The following is a 17,223-nucleotide window of genomic DNA, read 5'->3' on the forward strand; positions in this document are numbered from 1 at the left end:
CCCGATCTCGGATCGTAGGGGGCAGTGGGGATGATGTTCCGGTTTCGCCAGCCGAGTGTTCTGCCGGGTTTCGGCCTGACCCTTGGTTTCACCCTTGGCTATCTCGGATTGATCGTCCTCATCCCGCTGGCGATGGCTTTTACCCAAGCCTTTCATCTGAGCTGGGATCAGTTCTGGCATACCGTGACCGCACCCCGGGTTTTGGCTTCCTATCGTCTGACTTTCGGCGCCGCTTTCCTGGCTGCTGTCATCAATACCGGCTTTGGTTTCATCATCGCCTGGGTACTGGTTCGCTATCCGTTCCCCGGCAAGCGTCTAGTGGACGCGCTGGTAGACCTGCCGTTCGCCTTGCCCACTGCGGTAGCTGGCATCACCCTGGCCGCGATCTATTCCAGCAACGGCTGGATCGGCCATGCCCTTAAGCCACTGGGAATTAAAATCGCCTTTACTCCGCTAGGAGTGATCGTAGCGTTAGTGTTTATCAGTCTGCCGTTCGTGGTGCGCACCGTACAACCGGTGCTGGAAGATCTGGAGGCTGAGGTCGAGGAAGCTGCGGCCAGCTTGGGTGCAGATCGCTGGCAAATTTTCTGGCGGGTCATCTTTCCAGCGGTCCGTCCTGCCCTGTTGACCGGTTTTACCCTGGCTTTCGCTCGCGCTATCGGCGAGTACGGCTCGGTCATCTTCATTGCCGGCAATCTGCCGATGATATCGGAAATTACGCCTCTGCTGATCGTCAGCAAGCTGGAGCAGTACGACTATAGCGGCGCAGCAGCCGTCTCGGTGGTCATGCTGGTAATCTCCTTCATGCTACTGCTCGTGATCAACTTGCTCCAACGCTGGAGTCGAATCCGGAACGGCTGGGAGGCGGTCACATGAACTCTTCTCTGCAACCCAGTCCAGTTTCCGTCACCAATAGCGAGCCGCCACTGATTCGTCGGCTGCTGCTGGCAGTGGCGCTGATCTTTCTCACCCTGTTCTTGTTTATACCGCTGGCTGCTGTGTTCTATGAGGCGCTTCGCAAAGGACTGGGGGTTTATCTAGCCGCAATTACTGACCCTTATGCCCTGGACGCAATTCGCTTAACTCTGCTTAGCGCAGCCATTGCCGTACCGCTGAATATTGTGTTTGGCGTCGCTGCCGCTTGGGCGATTGCCAAATTTGAATTCTATGGCAAGAGTGTCTTGATCACTTTGATTGATTTGCCTTTTGCTGTCTCACCGGTGATCGCCGGCCTGATTTATGTACTGCTGTTCGGTGCGCAAGGCTGGCTGGGACCGTGGCTGGCAGCTCACGACATTAAGATCATTTTTGCCGTGCCCGGTATTGTCCTCGCTACCGTGTTCGTAACTGTGCCATTTATCGCTCGTGAGTTGATCCCGCTGATGCAGGCCCAAGGTACCGAGGAGGAAGAGGCTGCGATGGTGCTTGGCGCCAGTGGCTGGCTGACCTTCTGGCGTATCACCCTACCCAACATTAAATGGGGCTTGCTGTACGGTGTGGTGCTCTGCACTGCCCGTGCTATGGGTGAGTTTGGTGCAGTATCAGTGGTATCAGGGCATATTCGCGGCTTGACGAATACCCTGCCTTTACATATAGAAATTTTGTATAACGAATACCAGTTTGCTGCGGCCTTCGCTTGTGCCTCGCTGCTGACGCTATTGGCGCTGGTTATGCTGGCGCTTAAGGCTCTGATTGAGCGCTATACCCTCAAGCAACGCTGGATCGTGACTTTGGAAGAAACTAAATGAGTATTGAAATTCAAGGATTGCATAAGCGCTTCGGCCATTTTGTAGCTCTCGACGGGATTGATCTTACTATCCCAGCGGGTCAGTTGGTTGCTCTACTTGGACCGTCCGGCTGTGGAAAAACGACGTTGCTGCGAATTATCGCTGGGCTGGAAATGGCGGACTGCGGCCAAATTTTATTCAACGGCGAGGACGCCAGCCGTCGGCAGGTCCAGGATCGTCAGGTGGGTTTCGTATTCCAGCACTACGCGCTATTTCAGCATATGAGCGTGTTTGAGAACGTCGCCTTTGGCCTGCGGGTCCGGCCACGCGCCCGCCGTCCGAGTGATGCACAGATTCGCGACAAAGTTCATGCCCTGCTGGAGCTGGTGCAACTGAGCTGGGTGGCAAATCGTTATCCCAGTCAGTTATCCGGTGGACAGCGCCAGCGCATCGCCTTGGCGCGAGCATTGGCGGTCGAGCCTCAAGTATTACTGCTCGATGAGCCGTTCGGTGCCCTCGATACCAAGGTACGTAAAGAACTACGCCGCTGGCTGCGCCGACTGCATGATGATTTACATATTACCAGTGTATTTGTCACTCATGATCAGGAGGAGGCGTTAGAAGTAGCCGACCAGATCGTGGTGATGAATCGCGGTCATATTGAACAGGTGGGTTCACCACAGGAAGTCTACGACGCGCCGGCAACACCCTTCGTCTATCAATTCCTGGGCAATATCAATCTGTTTCACAGCCGGGTTCATGCGGGTTGGGTCAAGGTAGGGGGGCTACGAGTTCAGGTTCCCGAGCATGATGCTGCTGAACATGCCCCTGCGATGGCCTACGTTCGGCCCCATGATATTGATGTACTGCGTGAACCTGAAGACGGCGATACCACCCTTGCCGCTACCATTAGTCGAGTTTCTTCACTGGGTTCATTGGTACGGCTGGAATTGATCCAAGCGCCGAGCGGTGAAATCGCTGAGGTAGAAATGACCCGCGAGCGCTACGCTGCTGATCCGTTGCAAGTAGGCGACTTGGTGTTTGTTAAGCCGCGTCAATTGCGGGTTTTTCTGTATAACGATCCAAAAGTCGAATCACCGATGCACTGGAGCGGGGATGGTGATGGTATTTGAATGTTGGCTTAGTCATTTCCTAAATTTTGATGATGGTATAAAAGACTTAAAACGGCTGATGGTTCCCACCAAAGCGCAAAACACTCCTGTCAGCAGTCAGCGCTCATCCCCGGCGGTCTGCGCTGCGGAATCGCTAACGCTGGGTAAATTCTCATTGCCAACGGTCCGAATCATAAAATACGTCGGTAATGCATTTTTATCCGTGAGTTGGAACGCTGCGGAATAGGATCGCACTTCACCCATGCCAAGGCTGGCGGCTTTTAATGCCCCTGGGCTTGCGGTACCAATCTCGGTACTACCGACCTGAATGCCCAGTTCATTAAACAGAAAAAGCTGAATTTCCGGCCATAGCAGCGCACGGGTATTGTTCTGCACCACCAGCTTGTATTCATAATTCTGAACACCGCGATTGACGACCTTGGTAAACGAGATATTCTTCAAATGACCCTCGTCCAAAGGCAGTACCTGGTCATATTCCAGCTTGCGCAAATGCGGCAGCTTGCCACGAATTAATTCATCCAGGTCTTGTCGCAACTGTCGTAATTCAGGCATAGCTTGACGTAATTCTTCCTGGCTTTTAGCTAACTCACTCCGCAATATCTGGTTTTGGCGGCTTAGATCATAGGTCTGCGTTCCCAACAGCAGCGCTGTGAAAAAATCCACCAGAATCATCACTACCACAAGACCTAACAGTAACTTGTTGCGTCGGCTCCACTCGCGGGTGCGCCGACTGGTATGTTGGGATCGCTCCCGATCCAACGGTGCCATATCAAACTTCGTATTGGCGGAAAAACGCGACGGCTGACTACTTCGGTAATGACTACTCATTGGATTTTTACCTAAAAACTACGGCAAACAAGCGATTATCCTATCCGTTCGGTCCAAACCCTTATTCCCAATCGCCCCACTCGTCATCGGAATCGACATCACTGCTTTCGGGGTGCAGCAATAACACTCGATCCGGCACAAACTCAGCCAGCTTATGGGCGATCTCACGGGGCGCCAGTGCAAAATCAAATTCGCGACGATCCCCTCGCACAATAGCCAGCCGCCCCATCGCCAGCGCCTTGCGTTGCGGTGATGTCACCCGAATCGTGCGAATCCGGTTGCCGTCCTGAAAGTTATAGGCAATCTCCGCCGCTGGATCATTGATGCGATGCGCTTCAATCAACTGGTAAGCGCGGGCGATGTGTTCCCGGCGCTGTTTTTCAGCCTCACGCGCCAAATTTAATTGCCGATCCTGTTCGCGTTTATGAGCGGCATCCGCTTCAGCTTGCTGCCGCGCTTGTGTCCGCTGCGCTTCCTCTTCGGGAGTCAGCGCCTTGCCTTTTTTGCGCTGGTAATCGTGCTTGCGTCCATCAGAGTCCAGTTTTTTAGCCTTATCCGACGATACCAAACCTGCTCTCAGCAATTCATCACGCAGCGACATCAGCCACATCTCCTCGCTCTCGCCAAATTTACCACGACTCAGTACAGAATCCGGGTCCGAATCGTACCGGCGATTTCATCCAATCGCTTTTTCAATTGCAGCGTCTCGGCACGCTCGTGGCTATCTACATCAATCACCACATAACCGATTTTAGCGTTAGTTTGCAGATATTGCCCGGCGATGTTGATTTGCTGCTCAGAGAAGATGGCGTTGATCCGGGACAAGACACCGGGCTGATTACGGTGAATATGCAGCAGCCGATGCTTGCCGGGATGTTCCGGCAAGGTAACTTCCGGGAAATTGACCGAACTGACGGTCGAACCGTTGTTGCTGTATTTAATCAGCTTGCTGGCGACTTCAAGACCGATGTTCTGCTGCGCTTCCTCGGTACTGCCACCGACGTGAGGGGTCAGCAGCACGTTGTCAAAGCGGCGCAGTGGCGATACAAATTCCTCGTCGTTAGCCTTTGGCTCCTCCGGGAACACATCGAGCGCTGCCCCGGAGAGGTGCTTGGATTCCAGCACTTGCACCAGTGCGTTGACATCTACCACGGTACCGCGCGCGGCATTGATCAAGCTGGCACCCGGTTTCATCCTTGCCAGTTGTGCCGCACCGATCATCTGATAGGTCTGCGGCGTCTCCGGCACATGCAGGGTCACCACGTCGGCCACCTCCAGCAGCACGTCCAGTGACGGCAACGGTTGTGCATTACCCAGCGCCAGCTTGGTTTCAATATCGTAAAACACCACTCGCATCCCCAGCGCCTCTGCCAGCAAACCGGTCTGGGTACCAATATGGCCGTAACCCACGATACCGAGGCACTTGCCACGCGCTTCATGGGAACCGGTGGCGGTCTTCACCCAGCCACCGCGATGCGCCACCGAGCTGCGCTGAGGAATCCCGCGCAACAGCAGGATGATTTCGGCCAGCACCAGTTCCGCCACGCTACGAGTGTTGGAAAACGGCGCGTTGAACACCGGAATACCGTGTTCCTGAGCGGCGTCGAGATCGACCTGATTGGTACCGATACAGAAACAGCCGATCCCCATCAGACGAGGGGCTTGTTCGAGAATCCGGGCGGTCAACTGGGTCGCGGAACGGATGCCAACCACATAGGCGTCGCTGATCGCTTCCAGCAGTTGCGGTTCCGGCAAAGCCTTCTGCTGGTATTCGATATTGGTATAACCATCCGCCTGGAACGCTTCTACCGCGCTGGCATGGAGACCCTCCAGCAACAGAATCTTGATCTTGCTTTTATCGAGTGAAGTTTTGCTCATCAGTGCGCCAGCCTCGCCAGTGGTAGAATGCCGCCGAAAATAATCCCTATAGCCGGGGCTGGCAACCTTCACTAACCCCTTTTTTTAATCGAGGCGACCCTCCATGCACACCCCGAATGAATCCGCCGCCCTGCTCGACGGCATCCGCGTCTTCATCGAACCCGCTCATGTGCGTAGCGACCCGGACAGTTGTTTGAACTACGGTCGCGACTGGACCCGGCTGTATACGCCGAATCCGCTGGCGGTGGTGCTACCCGGCACTGTTGAACAGGTGCAACAACTGGTGCGCTACGCTAATGAACACCGACTGGCGCTGGTGCCGTCGGGTGGACGTACCGGCTTGAGCGGTGCAGCGGTGGCCTGTCGGGGCGAGCTGGTGGTCTCGCTAGAACGCATGAGCCGGATTCTGGATTTCGACCCGACCGACCGCAGCGTGACCTGTCAGGCCGGTGTCGTCACCGAAGCAGTGCAAAATTTCGCCCGTGATCATGGCCTGTACTATCCGGTAGATTTCGCCTCACGCGGTTCCAGCCAGATCGGCGGCAACATTGCCACCAATGCTGGTGGCATCAAGGTCATCCGCTATGGTCTGACCCGCGACTGGGTGACCGGGCTGAAAGTAGTGACCGGGTGCGGCGATCTACTCGATCTCAATCGGGGCCTAATCAAGAATGCCAGCGGCTATGATTTGCGGCATCTATTCATCGGCAGCGAGGGTACGCTGGGCATCATCGTCGAGGCGACCCTGAAGCTGACCCGACCCTTGCGCGAGCCGAGTGTGATGGTGCTGGGAGTACCGGATTTAGATAGCGTGATGTCGCTCTATCACATTCTCCGTAATAAGCTGGAACTCAGCGCCTTTGAGTTCTTCTCGGAAAGAGCCTTACGCCATGTGCTGAAAAAAGGTCTGCATCGCCCATTTGATACCGAAACGCCCTACTACGTACTGGTCGAGTTTGAAAATCCAGAGCAACTGCATACCGATACTGCGCTGGCACTGTTTGAACATTGCGCTGAACAGGGCTGGCTGGCCGATGGCGTTATCAGTCAGAGTGAGAGTCAGGTCAAGGAATTATGGCGACTACGTGAAGATATCAGTGAATCCATCGCCGAATATCAGCCCTATAAAAATGATGTATCGGTGCGAATTTCGCGGGTTCCAGATTTTCTAGCCGAGGCGGATACACTATTGACGCAGGAATACCCGGATTTTGAGGTGCTTTGGTACGGACATATTGGTGATGGCAATCTGCACATCAACATTCTCAAACCAGTGGGCATGAACCCCACCGCCTTTGCGCAAAAGTGTGGAGCGGTGAGTGAACATCTGTTTGCGATCTTGCAGCGCCACGGCGGCAGCATCTCCGCTGAACACGGCGTCGGCCTGACCAAGAAGCCGTACTTGCATTACACCCGCGACGAGACCGAGGTGAATTATTTACGGGCGATTAAGCAAGTCTTTGACCCGAACCGGATCATGAATCCAGGAAAGATTTTTGATTGATATCGTCGGTTGGTCTCACTCAGCCTTCACTGCCCAACCGACGGTTTTATGGTCAACCGGACTTGCGAAACCTGTCGGTATGGCGATTTTGGCCAATCAGGCTATGAAGGACGTTGCCGCCGCCTGCCCCCGGTCGCCACCCTAGCCTACGCCGATACCGACCCGCGTCCTGTAGCGATCTGGCCGACCGTCAAAACCTCGGATTGGTGCGGCGAACACCAACCCAAGCACGACGCCAAGCCATAAGAATTTATTTTTTTAATTCAATTAATTACACCCTACATCTACTCCAAAAACCCGCGCCCGTTCCAACACTCCCGCCGCCCAGCGCCGATGAGTGGCCGGCTCGCAGAAGGTCCTGCAGCGTTTGAATACCGCTGCGGCATCCGGCGCCAGCACCGCCGAGGCCATCTCATAGTCGTCGCGGCAAACCCGGTACAGCGCTTCGATGACTGGAATTTGCGCCGGATGAATCGCGGTCTTGCCGATCAAGCCATACTGCAAATCGGCTTCCACCTCACGCGCTAACACCTCCGGCATATCCAGACGCTCGAATACCGGGGCACTCAAACGATACCCCGCTGGATGAAAAATACACACCAGATCGGCGATAACGCCCCGCAACGGCGTGTCATAAATCGTCGCGCCGCGCCCCCGACGGATGCCAAGCAAACCCAGTAGATCATTGCCACCAATTCGCAAACCAAGCACCTGCTCACTGAGTCCGCTGTCTTCCAACCGGTCACGCAGCAACTCCATCTTCCGGTGATCAAACACCTCAGCCGTTTCCAGGATCGGCAATAGATAGTGGCTGTGTCGGTCATCCCAGACCCGCAGCCAGTCGCTCAACGTATTCGGGCCAAACTTGGGCAGCGCAAAGCCGTGAATTCGCTCAATTCCTTCCATCCGCAATAAGCGCCGCAAGACCGCTGGACTACGCGGGCGGATAAAACGCAGTAACGGTCCCGATTTCAACTCCGGTAACAGCGCCGCTAAATGAATGAGCGCCGCTTCTAAATCCCGTTCGTGGATTGCGTCCTCGGTGCAAAAAATCACCGACCGCAATTCCGGAAACTTCGAGCTGCTGGCAACAGCCGCCAAATCGGGACGACTGGCGGGCACATACAGCGATGCTCCCAAATGGATGGCTGACAGGGCCGGTTGAGACTCCTGACATTCGGCGGTGAGATTATCCAGATCACCATGCTGCAAAGCACGGAAATCAACAGGGATGACGCTCATGATAAATCCTTAATCAGGGCGGTAGCATGAATCGGCATGGTTGAATCGATAACGATAGGCACCTGCTTTTCCCTAGCCAGCAGCCGAAGATGTTCAACATCAGGATGATCCAGATCACGCAGCAGCAATAAATCGGGCAAACGGCGCAATAAAACCCGAGTCGCTTCGGCGACACCCGGCTTGACGAAATTGCGGTCGCTAATCCGGTAATCGGCATGGATGCGCACCAGAAACTCCACCATGAGCCGCCGGCGATCCAATCGTGTACCGGGATCGTGGCGCACTTCAATCGGTTTAGCCCTGGCGAAATGCTCAGCAACCCGATCGAGAAACCAGTTGGAACGGTCATGCTGGACAAACTCCGGGTAAAACACGCAACCGTGAAAATCCTCCGGGCCAATAGCCGCATTGAGAATCGAGCGGCTGGTCAAGCCAGAAACGGTGGCATTGAGAATGCCGCTGGGAATAGCGTAATCATCGTAAGTCGCAGCCACATCAGCGACACCGCCCATATCGGACACCACATACAGCGCCTCAGTCAGTTGCTCAGGCTGGCGGGCGTTCCAATGCCGTAGCGCTTGCCGCAACTCCTCAGTAATCACCCCTTTAGCAGTCCAACCGTCCACAAAGGCCAATCCTGCCGGTTCCCGCCCTTCCTGCCGCAACATAAACGCCAGTGCATTCTCATCAATTCCCCGGTCGCGGATAATGGAAATCGAGTAATGGCGGGCATCCGCCCGACCCTGTTGCTGCAAAGCGCGAGTCAACAGCGCGCCAATCGGAGTCCCGGCGCGGGCCAGCGACACCACCGTAATTTGCCGGGGGCGCGTTGCCATCAGATGACAGGCCAGCGCCATAATCTCCGTCGCCAGTCGCCGGGCGTAACGGACGGTCAGCGCCTCGAACAGCTCCAGATAACGCAGGTCCGGTGCCCGCTCCGGCGCCAGCATCTCGCTGTAATGGCGCTGGCCGGACTGAATCAGGCGTTCCTTGGCCGCCACATCGACCGTCTCCATAGCCATCGGCTTGAGCAGAAACACGGTATCTTCGGGACGGTAGCTGCCGGAAAATGGGGTCGTCAACGGGACCCGCTCCAGGTTTCAGTCTGAATCTGACTGTCCTTGGGCACCAGAGCGAAATCGCAGGCCCGCAAAAAGGGGATATCGGTGAGGCTGTCACCAGCACCAATCGTCACAATTGGCCCGTCCCGTTCCAGTTCCGCTACCACCCGGCGCACCGCATCCTGCTTTTGCGCACCCTTGACCGTGATCGCGAGATTGTTGCCGTTGCAGTGCAACGTCAATTCCGGCGGCAGTCCGACCTTTTGCAACTGCGCCCGCACCCGCACCAGCGCCACGCCCTCATCATTGGACTTGACCGAGACATAGGTTAGCCATTCATCAACCGAATGGCTGCTCACCCGATAACCTCCCGCTGTGGCGTCAGTAGTCAAGCGGGCGGCGAGACTCCACAACAGCGGTTGCGCCGCTACCAGCAACGGGCGCACCTGGGTATACCACCAGGTCGGCAGGAATCCGTTAGGCTGGCGGATGACCGCGCCGTGATGGGTGATGCGCCAGGAGGTGAACGCAATATTCACCCGCGCCAGTGCATCATCGGTGCGGCCGGTTACCGGAATCACCGTACCCTGATCCAGCCAGAACGCCAGCAAGCGCTGCTGGGCGCGGGTCATAAATGACAGCGCCCGACCGGTGCGATCCATTGCTGCCGGTATGACCGCCTCACCGGGCGGACACTTGGGCGCGGTTTGCAGAATAGTGTCGTCGAGGTCGAGAAAAATCACGATGCGCGGCATGATTCCTCCACCGCAACCGCCAGACCGCCCAGATCGTCCGCCAGGGAATGCGCAGCCAGCATGGCGGGATGTTCGTAAACGATCACCGGCAACCGGACCGGATCGAGGTTATAGAGATAGTTGGGAATGCCATCGCCGTAGTTGTCCAGAAATTCTCGCCGACAGGCAATGGCGTCGCCAACCAGAATCGGCGACCGGGTGGTGGACTGATAACGCACGTCGTAGCCTTGTTCTTCCAGCGCCAAGGCCATCCGAAAGGGCGTATAGGCATACTCGCCAGTGCCAATGATCGCCAACGGCTGATCCTTCCTCCCCCTCGCCCTGACACTCTCCCACTGGGAAAGAGAATTCGTGCGCCAACGTCCCGCAATTAAACCGGTGCGCGCTGAATCGGTCGCTATGTCATCGTGACTACGATTCGGATGACCTATCACCCATGGCAAAACCGGCGCTGGGAATCGCGGATCAGGCTCAAATTGGAAACTACCCTCGATCAACGCCGGGAACAGCAGCGGACGTTCCAGCAGCGCCGTCAATTGCTGCTGCTGCGTGACGCTCAGCCAGTGAGTGATACAGACCAGCGCGATCTGCTCGATGCCCGGATTCAGCCGCAAACAGGCGCGGGCCAATTCCGCCAAGGTGCGTCCGGTCGAGATTTCATCATCCACCAGCACCAGGGTTCGTGCCGCCCGAAACAGCGGCTGCAACGCCGGATCGGGCAGATAGACCGCATGATCCGGGGCGTGGCTGTGGCACTCGTCGAAACCGAACGCCAGCGGGCGCGACAACCGACAGCGGGTGGTTTGCAGATACAAAATATCGTCACGCCCGGTTTGCAGCGCGGCTTCCTCGGCCACGCCGCGCCCCAACGCCGTCGCCGTTTCCGCCATCCCGATGACGAGCAGCGGCCCCGGCAAATGAGCCATTTTCTCAGCCAGGCGCCGGTGAACATCGCGCATCACCCGGGGCCGAACCGGCCAGTGCTTGCCCAACACCTTGCTGACAAACAGGTAGTGTCGCTTCGGATTCTGGCGGGTGGCGCCGGCCAGACAATCCTCCAGCGCCAGTTCCTCACGCCGGGTAGTGATCATCATCCGTCCGGCTTGAATCGGTAGGGTCAGACTTCGCATGGCCGCTCCGTCACAGACTCAGATCGTTGAGGATAGCGCGGACTCGATGACCATAGGTGTGTTCGGCCAACACTCGCCGGCGACCGGCCTCGGCCACGCTCGTCGCAACCGCCGGATCCCGGCGCAACCGCGCCACCAGCGCGTTGAGTTCATTGGTATCCCGATACACCAGAATTTCCCGGCCCGGCTCGAAACAGCGCGGTAAGTCGGGCAGATCATCGTTCAATACCAGTGCGCCGCAGGCCAGCGGCTCAAAACTGCGCTGATTCAAACCGTGTTCTACATTAGCTTCGTTACGGATGTTCAATACTGCCCGATGACGTTGATAGAGTCGGATGAGCGCGTTGCGGCTGATTTTTCGATTCTGCACCCGATGAATTCCGTCGCGCGCCAGCCCGCTCCAGTCGGTGCCAATGACGAGAGCAGGCGCATCCAGAGCGCGCACTACCGCTTCACGAAACAGGGTGCGGCTGGCAACAAACAGCAGTTCAGGATGACGCGCAGCAGTGCCGGGTGCGAACAACTCCGGGTCTACCGCCAGCGGCAAATAATGACCCGTCGTGGTGAAACCAGCGGCTTCAGCGTCATGGAAAAAGCGGGTATCGGTGAAATAGAGCCGGTCGCAACTATTGGCCCGCTCGCGGCAGTCCAGCGGAAACCGGTCACCCACCAGACCGGCAATCAGTGGGCGCCGGGCCAGTGCGTACAGCATCCGGTAATAAGCCGGCGGTACCCCAAACACGCCAGCCACCAGCACCAGATCGGGACGAAACCACGCCAGCATCCGCTCGAAGCGGGCCAGCATCCAATCAGCGCTGGCCGAGTCGCGCCCCTGCCACTTGACCCGCAGCCGCGAACCAAGGCTATCGCCGTTGATAGCAAAAACCTGGGTGGCATGGCCCAGCCGGATGCAAGCGCGATGCAGGTTTTCCAGCCATAACACCAGACTGCCGCGCTTGCCGAGTAACAGAATCCGGGCGGGTCTCCGGGCCGTCGCTGTTATCACACCACCACCGCCCGCTCGATTTTCGCCACCCGCACGCCGGCGCTCGGCCACGGAATAGCGGCCTCCTCCACCGTACCGACGAGTAATCGCAGGAGCCAATACGGCAGATTCAACCCCGCCTGACAGGCCATATCCATCCCACCCGACATGCGCGGATTCACTTCCAGAAAGCATTGCTCGCGCCGGCCATCGGGATGCAATCGCTCGCGGGTTTGCACATTGACCAATCCATGAAGGCTCAATGCGGCAATAGCATGGCGGGCGATCTCCCGTCCTTCCGGGTCGTCCTCAATCAGTTGCCAGCGGCCATGCGCGTTCGCCGGCTTGCGCCGAACCACCGCACGCACCAACCGCCCTTGATGCGCCAGGCAATCGATGGAGCGCTCATCGCCGGCCAGATATTCCATCGCCAGAAACGGACGCTGGCCGGCGGCGGCAACCAGCAGATCCGCAAACTCGGCGCTGCCCAAGGTGTAGCAATCGTTGGCTAAAAACCGGTCGAGTGGGCGCTTGCGGTCATCAATCCGGCGGAACCCAAGGCCATAGATGGAACGAACTGGCTTGACGCAGACCTGCCGCGTGCCGTTGTCGCCCAGAATCGCTAAGGCGGCGTTGAAGTCGGCGGCAGTGGTGACCGGCAGGGTTTGGGGCAGCGCTACTCCAGTGGCGGCCAGTCGAGCATTGGCGCGGGCTTTATCCTGCACCGCATCCAGCGTATCGGTATCGGGGCACGGCAAGATAAGTTGAACCCCGGCCGCCGCAAACCGGGACTGCTGGTTCAGCAACAGCGACCAGCGGCTTTGCGGCCAGACCCAGGCGAAATCCCGTTCCTGGCACAACGCCAGCAGCCACTCGATATAGGCGCCCGGTTCCGGATCATCCGGTTCGAGAACAAAGGAATCGGCCACCCGGCGCAGCGGGGTATATTCGGTGGCGTAGGCCGCGCCCAAATGAAACTCATCCGGCGCCATCACCCCATGAATCAGATCAATGGCATCACGGACGTTGGACAGGCCCCGAGTCAGCAGTAAGCGGGTCGTCAAAGCCGACCGAACCACTAAGCGCGGCTCCCGCCGATTCCGGCACCGATCCAACTCTTGAAGGCATTGCGGTTGCGGGAACTAATCACCACCTTGCCTTGCCCGGAAAAGCGCAGGACGATGCCTTCGCCACTGGTCGCGCTATTGATCAGACGACCGAGCAGCCCACTACTCTGATTGGGCACCGAAATCTGGTAGTGCAAACGGCTGTCCCACGCCACTACATGGGCGTTATCAATCACCATATCCCGGCCGGGCACGACCTCCAGAATGAAGTTGGAGCCAAAGCCGGATACCACCAACTTGCCTTGACCGGTCGCCTCGCCGACAAAAAAACCGCCGGTCTGCGCGAAAAGGGCATTACCGATGTTTTGCGCACGGGCGCGAAGATCCACCCCGCTTTCGGCGGCCAAAAATGCGCCATCGCTAATGAGGTAGCTGGTCACCCCGACCTCCAACACCTGCATCGCTCCCGGCAGCATCGGCGACAGCAGACAATCCCCGTCGCCCCGAACCGCTTCGATATGCTGCTGAAAAAAAGACTCGCCGTTGGCGAAGCGGCGCATCAGCGCACTCATCAACCCCCCGGTCATCCGCCCGGACAAATCGAGGGTGTCTTCCATCATCACCATGGCATCGGATTCACAATAAATCCGTTCGCCCTTGCGTAAGGAGACATGCAGAAAGGGATCAACATCACCCGTGATTGTGAACGCCGTCATGGTCGTCTCTCAGCGTGATTTCGCGGCTCGTCGGTCAAAGCTGAGGGCAGGAAGCGCGAAACTCCCCGCCCGCAGCCTCAAACCTTCACGCCATGCGCCCGCGCCAGCGGCCCCAGACCGCCGGCAAAGCCTTGTCCAACCGCCTTGAACTTCCAGTCGGCTCCGTTGCGGTAGACCTCGCCAAAGATCATCGCGGTTTCGGTAGACGCATCTTCACTCAGGTCATAGCGGGCGATCTCCTGGCTATTATCTTCATTAACAATACGGATGAACGCCTGACTGACTTGGCCGAAGTTCTGGCGACGCGCTTCGGCCTCGTGGATCGTCACCGCGACCACAATTTTGGCGATCTCCTCCGGCACCAGCGCCAAGCTCACCCGAATAATTTCATCGTCACCCTCGCCAGCGCCGGTGAGATTGTCACCACCATGCTCAACCGCGCCACTGGCACCTTTAGCGTTGTTATAAAACACAAAATCACTATCGTCCCGCACCTTGCCATCGCTCTTGACCAGAAACGCGCTGGCATCCAAATCGAACGCTGCGCCATCGGTGGCGCGGGTATCCCAGCCTAATCCGACCTTAATCTTGGCCAGGCCCGGCGCTTCCTTGCTCAGATTGACGTTGCCGCCTTTTTGCAGACTGATTGCCATGATGTAGCCCTCTCTATCCACGGTTGATCTTAAAAGCTCTTTGATTTTACCACGGGGAACACCCTGCAAGGTCACAGGCAGACCCAGTGGCTGTCGTCCAGACCGGTGGGTGAGCCATGCCGCCAATCCCTGATCGCTTCGATCCACCCCAGTATCATTCGGATTCAGCACGCTTCTACTATATTTTTTTAGCCCTGTCCGGTTAATACTAAAAAAGCAGCCGCTTCATCCACTCATCCCCAGGAGATACCGCATGATTCCGATCAAAACCCTCACTACCGCTGCTACGGTACTGCTACTCACCACCACCGGCATGGTTCAAGCCGGCGTCACTTTGGACGGTATCAAGAAAAACGGCTTCATTAAATGCGGGGTCAGCGATGGCCTGCCCGGTTTCTCCTACGCCGATGAAAAAGGCAACTACAACGGCATTGATGTGGATGTCTGCCGCGCTGTCGCCGCAGCAGTGTTCGGCGACGCCACCAAAGTCAAGTTCACCCCGCTGACGGCCAAAGAACGTCTCACTGCCCTGCAATCCGGCGAAATTGACGTGCTGTCGCGCAACACCACCTGGACTTCCAGCCGCGACTCCGCCCAAGGGATGAACTTTACCGGCATCACCTACTATGATGGTCAGGGCTTTCTGGTGAACAAGAAACTGGGGGTCAAAAACGCCAAGGGGCTGGATGGCGCCACCGTCTGCGTCCAAGCTGGCACCACCACCGAGTTGAATCTGAGCGACTACTTCCGCGCCAACAAGATGAAATACACCCCAATCAGCTACGACAAATCGGACGAAAGCGCCAAGTCGCTGGAAGCGGGCCGCTGCGATGTGCTGACCTCCGACCAGTCGCAGCTTTATGCCCAGCGGATCAAGCTGGCCAAGCCGGATGACTACATCGTGCTGCCGGACGTAATCTCCAAGGAACCGCTGGGGCCGGTGGTCCGTCACGGTGACGACGACTGGTTCGATATTGTCAAATGGACGCTTTTTGTCATGGTCAATGCCGAAGAGCTGGGGATCACCTCCAAAAATGTCGAGGAGATGAAGAAATCCACCAATCCTGATGTGAAGCGACTGCTCGGTGTCGAGGGCGATAAAGGCAAGGATTTTGGTCTGGCGAATGACTGGATGGCGGTAGTGATTAAGCAGGTCGGCAACTACGGCGAGATTTTCGAGCGCAATGTCGGCAAGGGCAGCTCGCTCAAGATCGAGCGCGGCCTGAACGCGCTGTGGAATCAAGGGGGTCTGCAATACGCGCCGCCGATGCGCTGAGCGCGGCAATCACCCTCAACCCCTCTCCCCGATGCGGGCGAGGGGCGTTTTCATGCAGGATCTCACTCAAATTTCCGGGAACCCCATGACCGAGTCGATCTCCACCCCGGTCAAGCCGCCGATCTGGAATAACCCGCAAGTGCGGGCGATTGCGTTCCAGATCATCGCCCTCGTGGCCACCGTCGCCTTTGGGCTGTACATCTTCCAAAATACTCAGACTAATCTGCGCCAATTAGGCATTACCTCCGGCTTCGATTTTCTGTCTTCGCAATCCGGCTTCGGCATCGTCCAGAGCCTGATCCCCCACTCCGAGAGTTCCAGCTATGGTCGGGTGTTCTGGGTGGCGCTACTTAATACCCTGCTGGTGTCGGTGCTGGGCGTTATCTTCGCGACCCTGCTCGGTTTCATCATCGGCATCGCCCGGCTGTCCAAAAACTGGCTGATTTCCCGGCTGGCCTTGGCCTATATCGAGACTTTCCGCAATATCCCGCTGCTGCTACAAATTTTCTTCTGGTACTTCGCGGTGCTGCGGGCGATGCCGGCACCGCGCCAGAGCTTCAGTCTCGGTGAAGCCGCATTCCTGAACATTCGCGGTTTGTATCTGCCCGCGCCGCAATTCCAGCCTGGCTTTGGCTGGGTGCTGGTGGCGCTTGGAATCGCGGTAGTTTTGGTCATCCTCCTTTCACGCTGGGCGCATCAGCGGCAAATGGCGACCGGCCAGCAATTCCCGACTTTCCAGACCGTGCTGGCGCTACTGCTAGGTCTACCGCTGTTGATCTTTTGGCTGACCGGTTCACCGCTCAGTTGGCAATACCCGGCATTGCAGGGTTTCAACTTCCGGGGCGGCTGGGTGATCATCCCGGAAATGGCCTCGCTGCTGCTGGCCCTCTCGCTCTACACCGCTGCCTTCATCGCCGAAATTGTCCGCGCCGGAATTCAGGCAGTCAGCCACGGCCAGACCGAAGCCTCGTTTTCGCTCGGTATCAACTCCAGCAAAACCTTACGGCTGATCATCCTGCCGCAAGCGCTACGGGTCATCATCCCACCCCTGACCAACCAATACCTGAATCTGACCAAGAACTCGTCGCTGGCTGCCGCGATTGGTTATCCCGACCTGGTATCGACCTTTGCTGGCACCGTGCTGAACCAGACCGGGCAAGCAATTGAATGCATCGCGATTACCATGGCGGTTTACCTGACCATCAGCCTGTTGATCTCGCTGCTGATGAACCTGTACAACCGGCGGGTCGCCCTGGTGGAGCGTTGAT

At 57.3% G+C, this 17,223-nt stretch carries 18 protein-coding genes; 7 read left to right on the forward strand and 11 right to left on the reverse strand.

From position 1 onward, the window contains the following. Positions 1-33 precede the first annotated feature (33 nt). Genes cysT through BN874_RS18940 form a run of 3 tightly spaced genes read left to right on the forward strand, consistent with a single transcriptional unit; the run spans position 34 to position 2,860 of the window. Complete coding sequence (gene cysT / locus BN874_RS18930) at positions 34-876, forward strand: sulfate ABC transporter permease subunit CysT (RefSeq protein WP_034436044.1); 843 nt, start codon at positions 34-36, stop codon at positions 874-876. Next, complete coding sequence (cysW, locus tag BN874_RS18935; RefSeq protein ID WP_034435924.1) at positions 873-1,748, forward strand: sulfate ABC transporter permease subunit CysW; 876 nt, start codon at positions 873-875, stop codon at positions 1,746-1,748. The genes cysT and cysW overlap by 4 nt, the downstream gene beginning before the upstream one ends. Beyond that, positions 1,745-2,860 carry a sulfate/molybdate ABC transporter ATP-binding protein gene (locus BN874_RS18940; protein WP_051498078.1) on the forward strand — a complete coding sequence of 372 codons (1,116 nt, stop codon included), beginning with the start codon at positions 1,745-1,747 and terminating at the stop codon, positions 2,858-2,860. The genes cysW and BN874_RS18940 overlap by 4 nt, the downstream gene beginning before the upstream one ends. 96 nt (positions 2,861-2,956) lie before the next feature. Here the strand turns inward: BN874_RS18940 and BN874_RS18945 are convergent, their stop codons facing one another. From BN874_RS18945 to serA, 3 genes are all read right to left on the reverse strand, one after another. Then, positions 2,957-3,532: a hypothetical protein gene (locus tag BN874_RS18945; protein ID WP_154725028.1), complete on the reverse strand. Its 576-nt coding sequence runs from the start codon at positions 3,530-3,532 to the stop codon at positions 2,957-2,959. Between the two features lie 217 nt (positions 3,533-3,749). Continuing rightward, complete coding sequence (locus BN874_RS18950; RefSeq protein ID WP_034436048.1) at positions 3,750-4,289, reverse strand: DUF2058 domain-containing protein; 540 nt, start codon at positions 4,287-4,289, stop codon at positions 3,750-3,752. Positions 4,290-4,327: 38 nt separating this feature from the next. Continuing rightward, a complete protein-coding gene (gene serA / locus BN874_RS18955) occupies positions 4,328-5,566 on the reverse strand; it encodes a phosphoglycerate dehydrogenase (protein ID WP_034436050.1) in 1,239 nt (412 codons plus the stop codon). 103 nt (positions 5,567-5,669) lie between these two features. Here serA and BN874_RS18960 point away from each other — a divergent pair, with 103 nt between their 5' ends. Together BN874_RS18960 and BN874_RS24780 are read left to right on the forward strand one after the other, a co-directional pair. Next, on the forward strand, positions 5,670-7,070 hold the full coding sequence (locus BN874_RS18960) for a D-2-hydroxyglutarate dehydrogenase (protein WP_034435926.1): 1,401 nt from the start codon (positions 5,670-5,672) through the stop codon (positions 7,068-7,070). A 48-nt stretch (positions 7,071-7,118) separates the two neighbouring features. Beyond that, complete coding sequence (locus BN874_RS24780; RefSeq protein WP_154725029.1) at positions 7,119-7,316, forward strand: hypothetical protein; 198 nt, start codon at positions 7,119-7,121, stop codon at positions 7,314-7,316. A gap of 21 nt (positions 7,317-7,337) precedes the next feature. On the opposite strand, the gene BN874_RS18965 is transcribed toward BN874_RS24780, so the two are convergent. From BN874_RS18965 to BN874_RS19000, 8 genes are all read right to left on the reverse strand, one after another. Next, the gene (locus BN874_RS18965) at positions 7,338-8,312 is read right to left on the reverse strand and encodes an HpcH/HpaI aldolase/citrate lyase family protein (protein WP_081756526.1); all 975 of its coding nucleotides are present in this window, start codon (positions 8,310-8,312) and stop codon (positions 7,338-7,340) included. Beyond that, positions 8,309-9,394, reverse strand: coding sequence for a cysteine protease StiP domain-containing protein (locus BN874_RS18970; RefSeq protein ID WP_230314495.1), 1,086 nt, complete (start codon positions 9,392-9,394; stop codon positions 8,309-8,311). Before BN874_RS18970 ends, BN874_RS18965 begins: the two co-directional genes overlap by 4 nt. Further along, positions 9,391-10,128, reverse strand: coding sequence for an HAD family hydrolase (locus BN874_RS18975; RefSeq protein ID WP_051498080.1), 738 nt, complete (start codon positions 10,126-10,128; stop codon positions 9,391-9,393). Before BN874_RS18975 ends, BN874_RS18970 begins: the two co-directional genes overlap by 4 nt. Beyond that, positions 10,113-11,258, reverse strand: a complete 1,146-nt coding sequence (locus BN874_RS18980) for a phosphoribosyltransferase domain-containing protein (protein WP_034435929.1) — start codon at positions 11,256-11,258, stop codon at positions 10,113-10,115. Before BN874_RS18980 ends, BN874_RS18975 begins: the two co-directional genes overlap by 16 nt. A gap of 10 nt (positions 11,259-11,268) precedes the next feature. After that, a complete protein-coding gene (locus BN874_RS22975; protein WP_051498081.1) occupies positions 11,269-12,315 on the reverse strand; it encodes a CgeB family protein in 1,047 nt (348 codons plus the stop codon). Next, positions 12,261-13,307, reverse strand: a complete 1,047-nt coding sequence (locus BN874_RS18990; RefSeq protein ID WP_195912229.1) for an ATP-grasp domain-containing protein — start codon at positions 13,305-13,307, stop codon at positions 12,261-12,263. Before BN874_RS18990 ends, BN874_RS22975 begins: the two co-directional genes overlap by 55 nt. 14 nt (positions 13,308-13,321) lie before the next feature. After that, positions 13,322-14,026 (reverse strand): TIGR00266 family protein, encoded by a 705-nt coding sequence (locus BN874_RS18995; protein WP_034435931.1) that lies wholly within the window; start codon positions 14,024-14,026, stop codon positions 13,322-13,324. Positions 14,027-14,103: 77 nt separating this feature from the next. Then, positions 14,104-14,679 (reverse strand): TerD family protein, encoded by a 576-nt coding sequence (locus BN874_RS19000; RefSeq protein WP_034435932.1) that lies wholly within the window; start codon positions 14,677-14,679, stop codon positions 14,104-14,106. A 253-nt stretch (positions 14,680-14,932) separates the two neighbouring features. Between BN874_RS19000 and BN874_RS19005 the strand changes: the two genes are divergently transcribed. Continuing rightward, positions 14,933-15,955, forward strand: coding sequence for an amino acid ABC transporter substrate-binding protein (locus tag BN874_RS19005; RefSeq protein WP_034435933.1), 1,023 nt, complete (start codon positions 14,933-14,935; stop codon positions 15,953-15,955). A gap of 85 nt (positions 15,956-16,040) precedes the next feature. After that, on the forward strand, positions 16,041-17,222 hold the full coding sequence (locus BN874_RS19010) for an amino acid ABC transporter permease (protein WP_051498098.1): 1,182 nt from the start codon (positions 16,041-16,043) through the stop codon (positions 17,220-17,222). Position 17,223: the final 1 nt, after the last annotated feature.

This window comes from Candidatus Contendobacter odensis Run_B_J11 (assembly GCF_000531125.1).
In the GTDB taxonomy this organism is placed as follows: domain Bacteria; phylum Pseudomonadota; class Gammaproteobacteria; order Competibacterales; family Competibacteraceae; genus Contendibacter; species Contendibacter odensensis.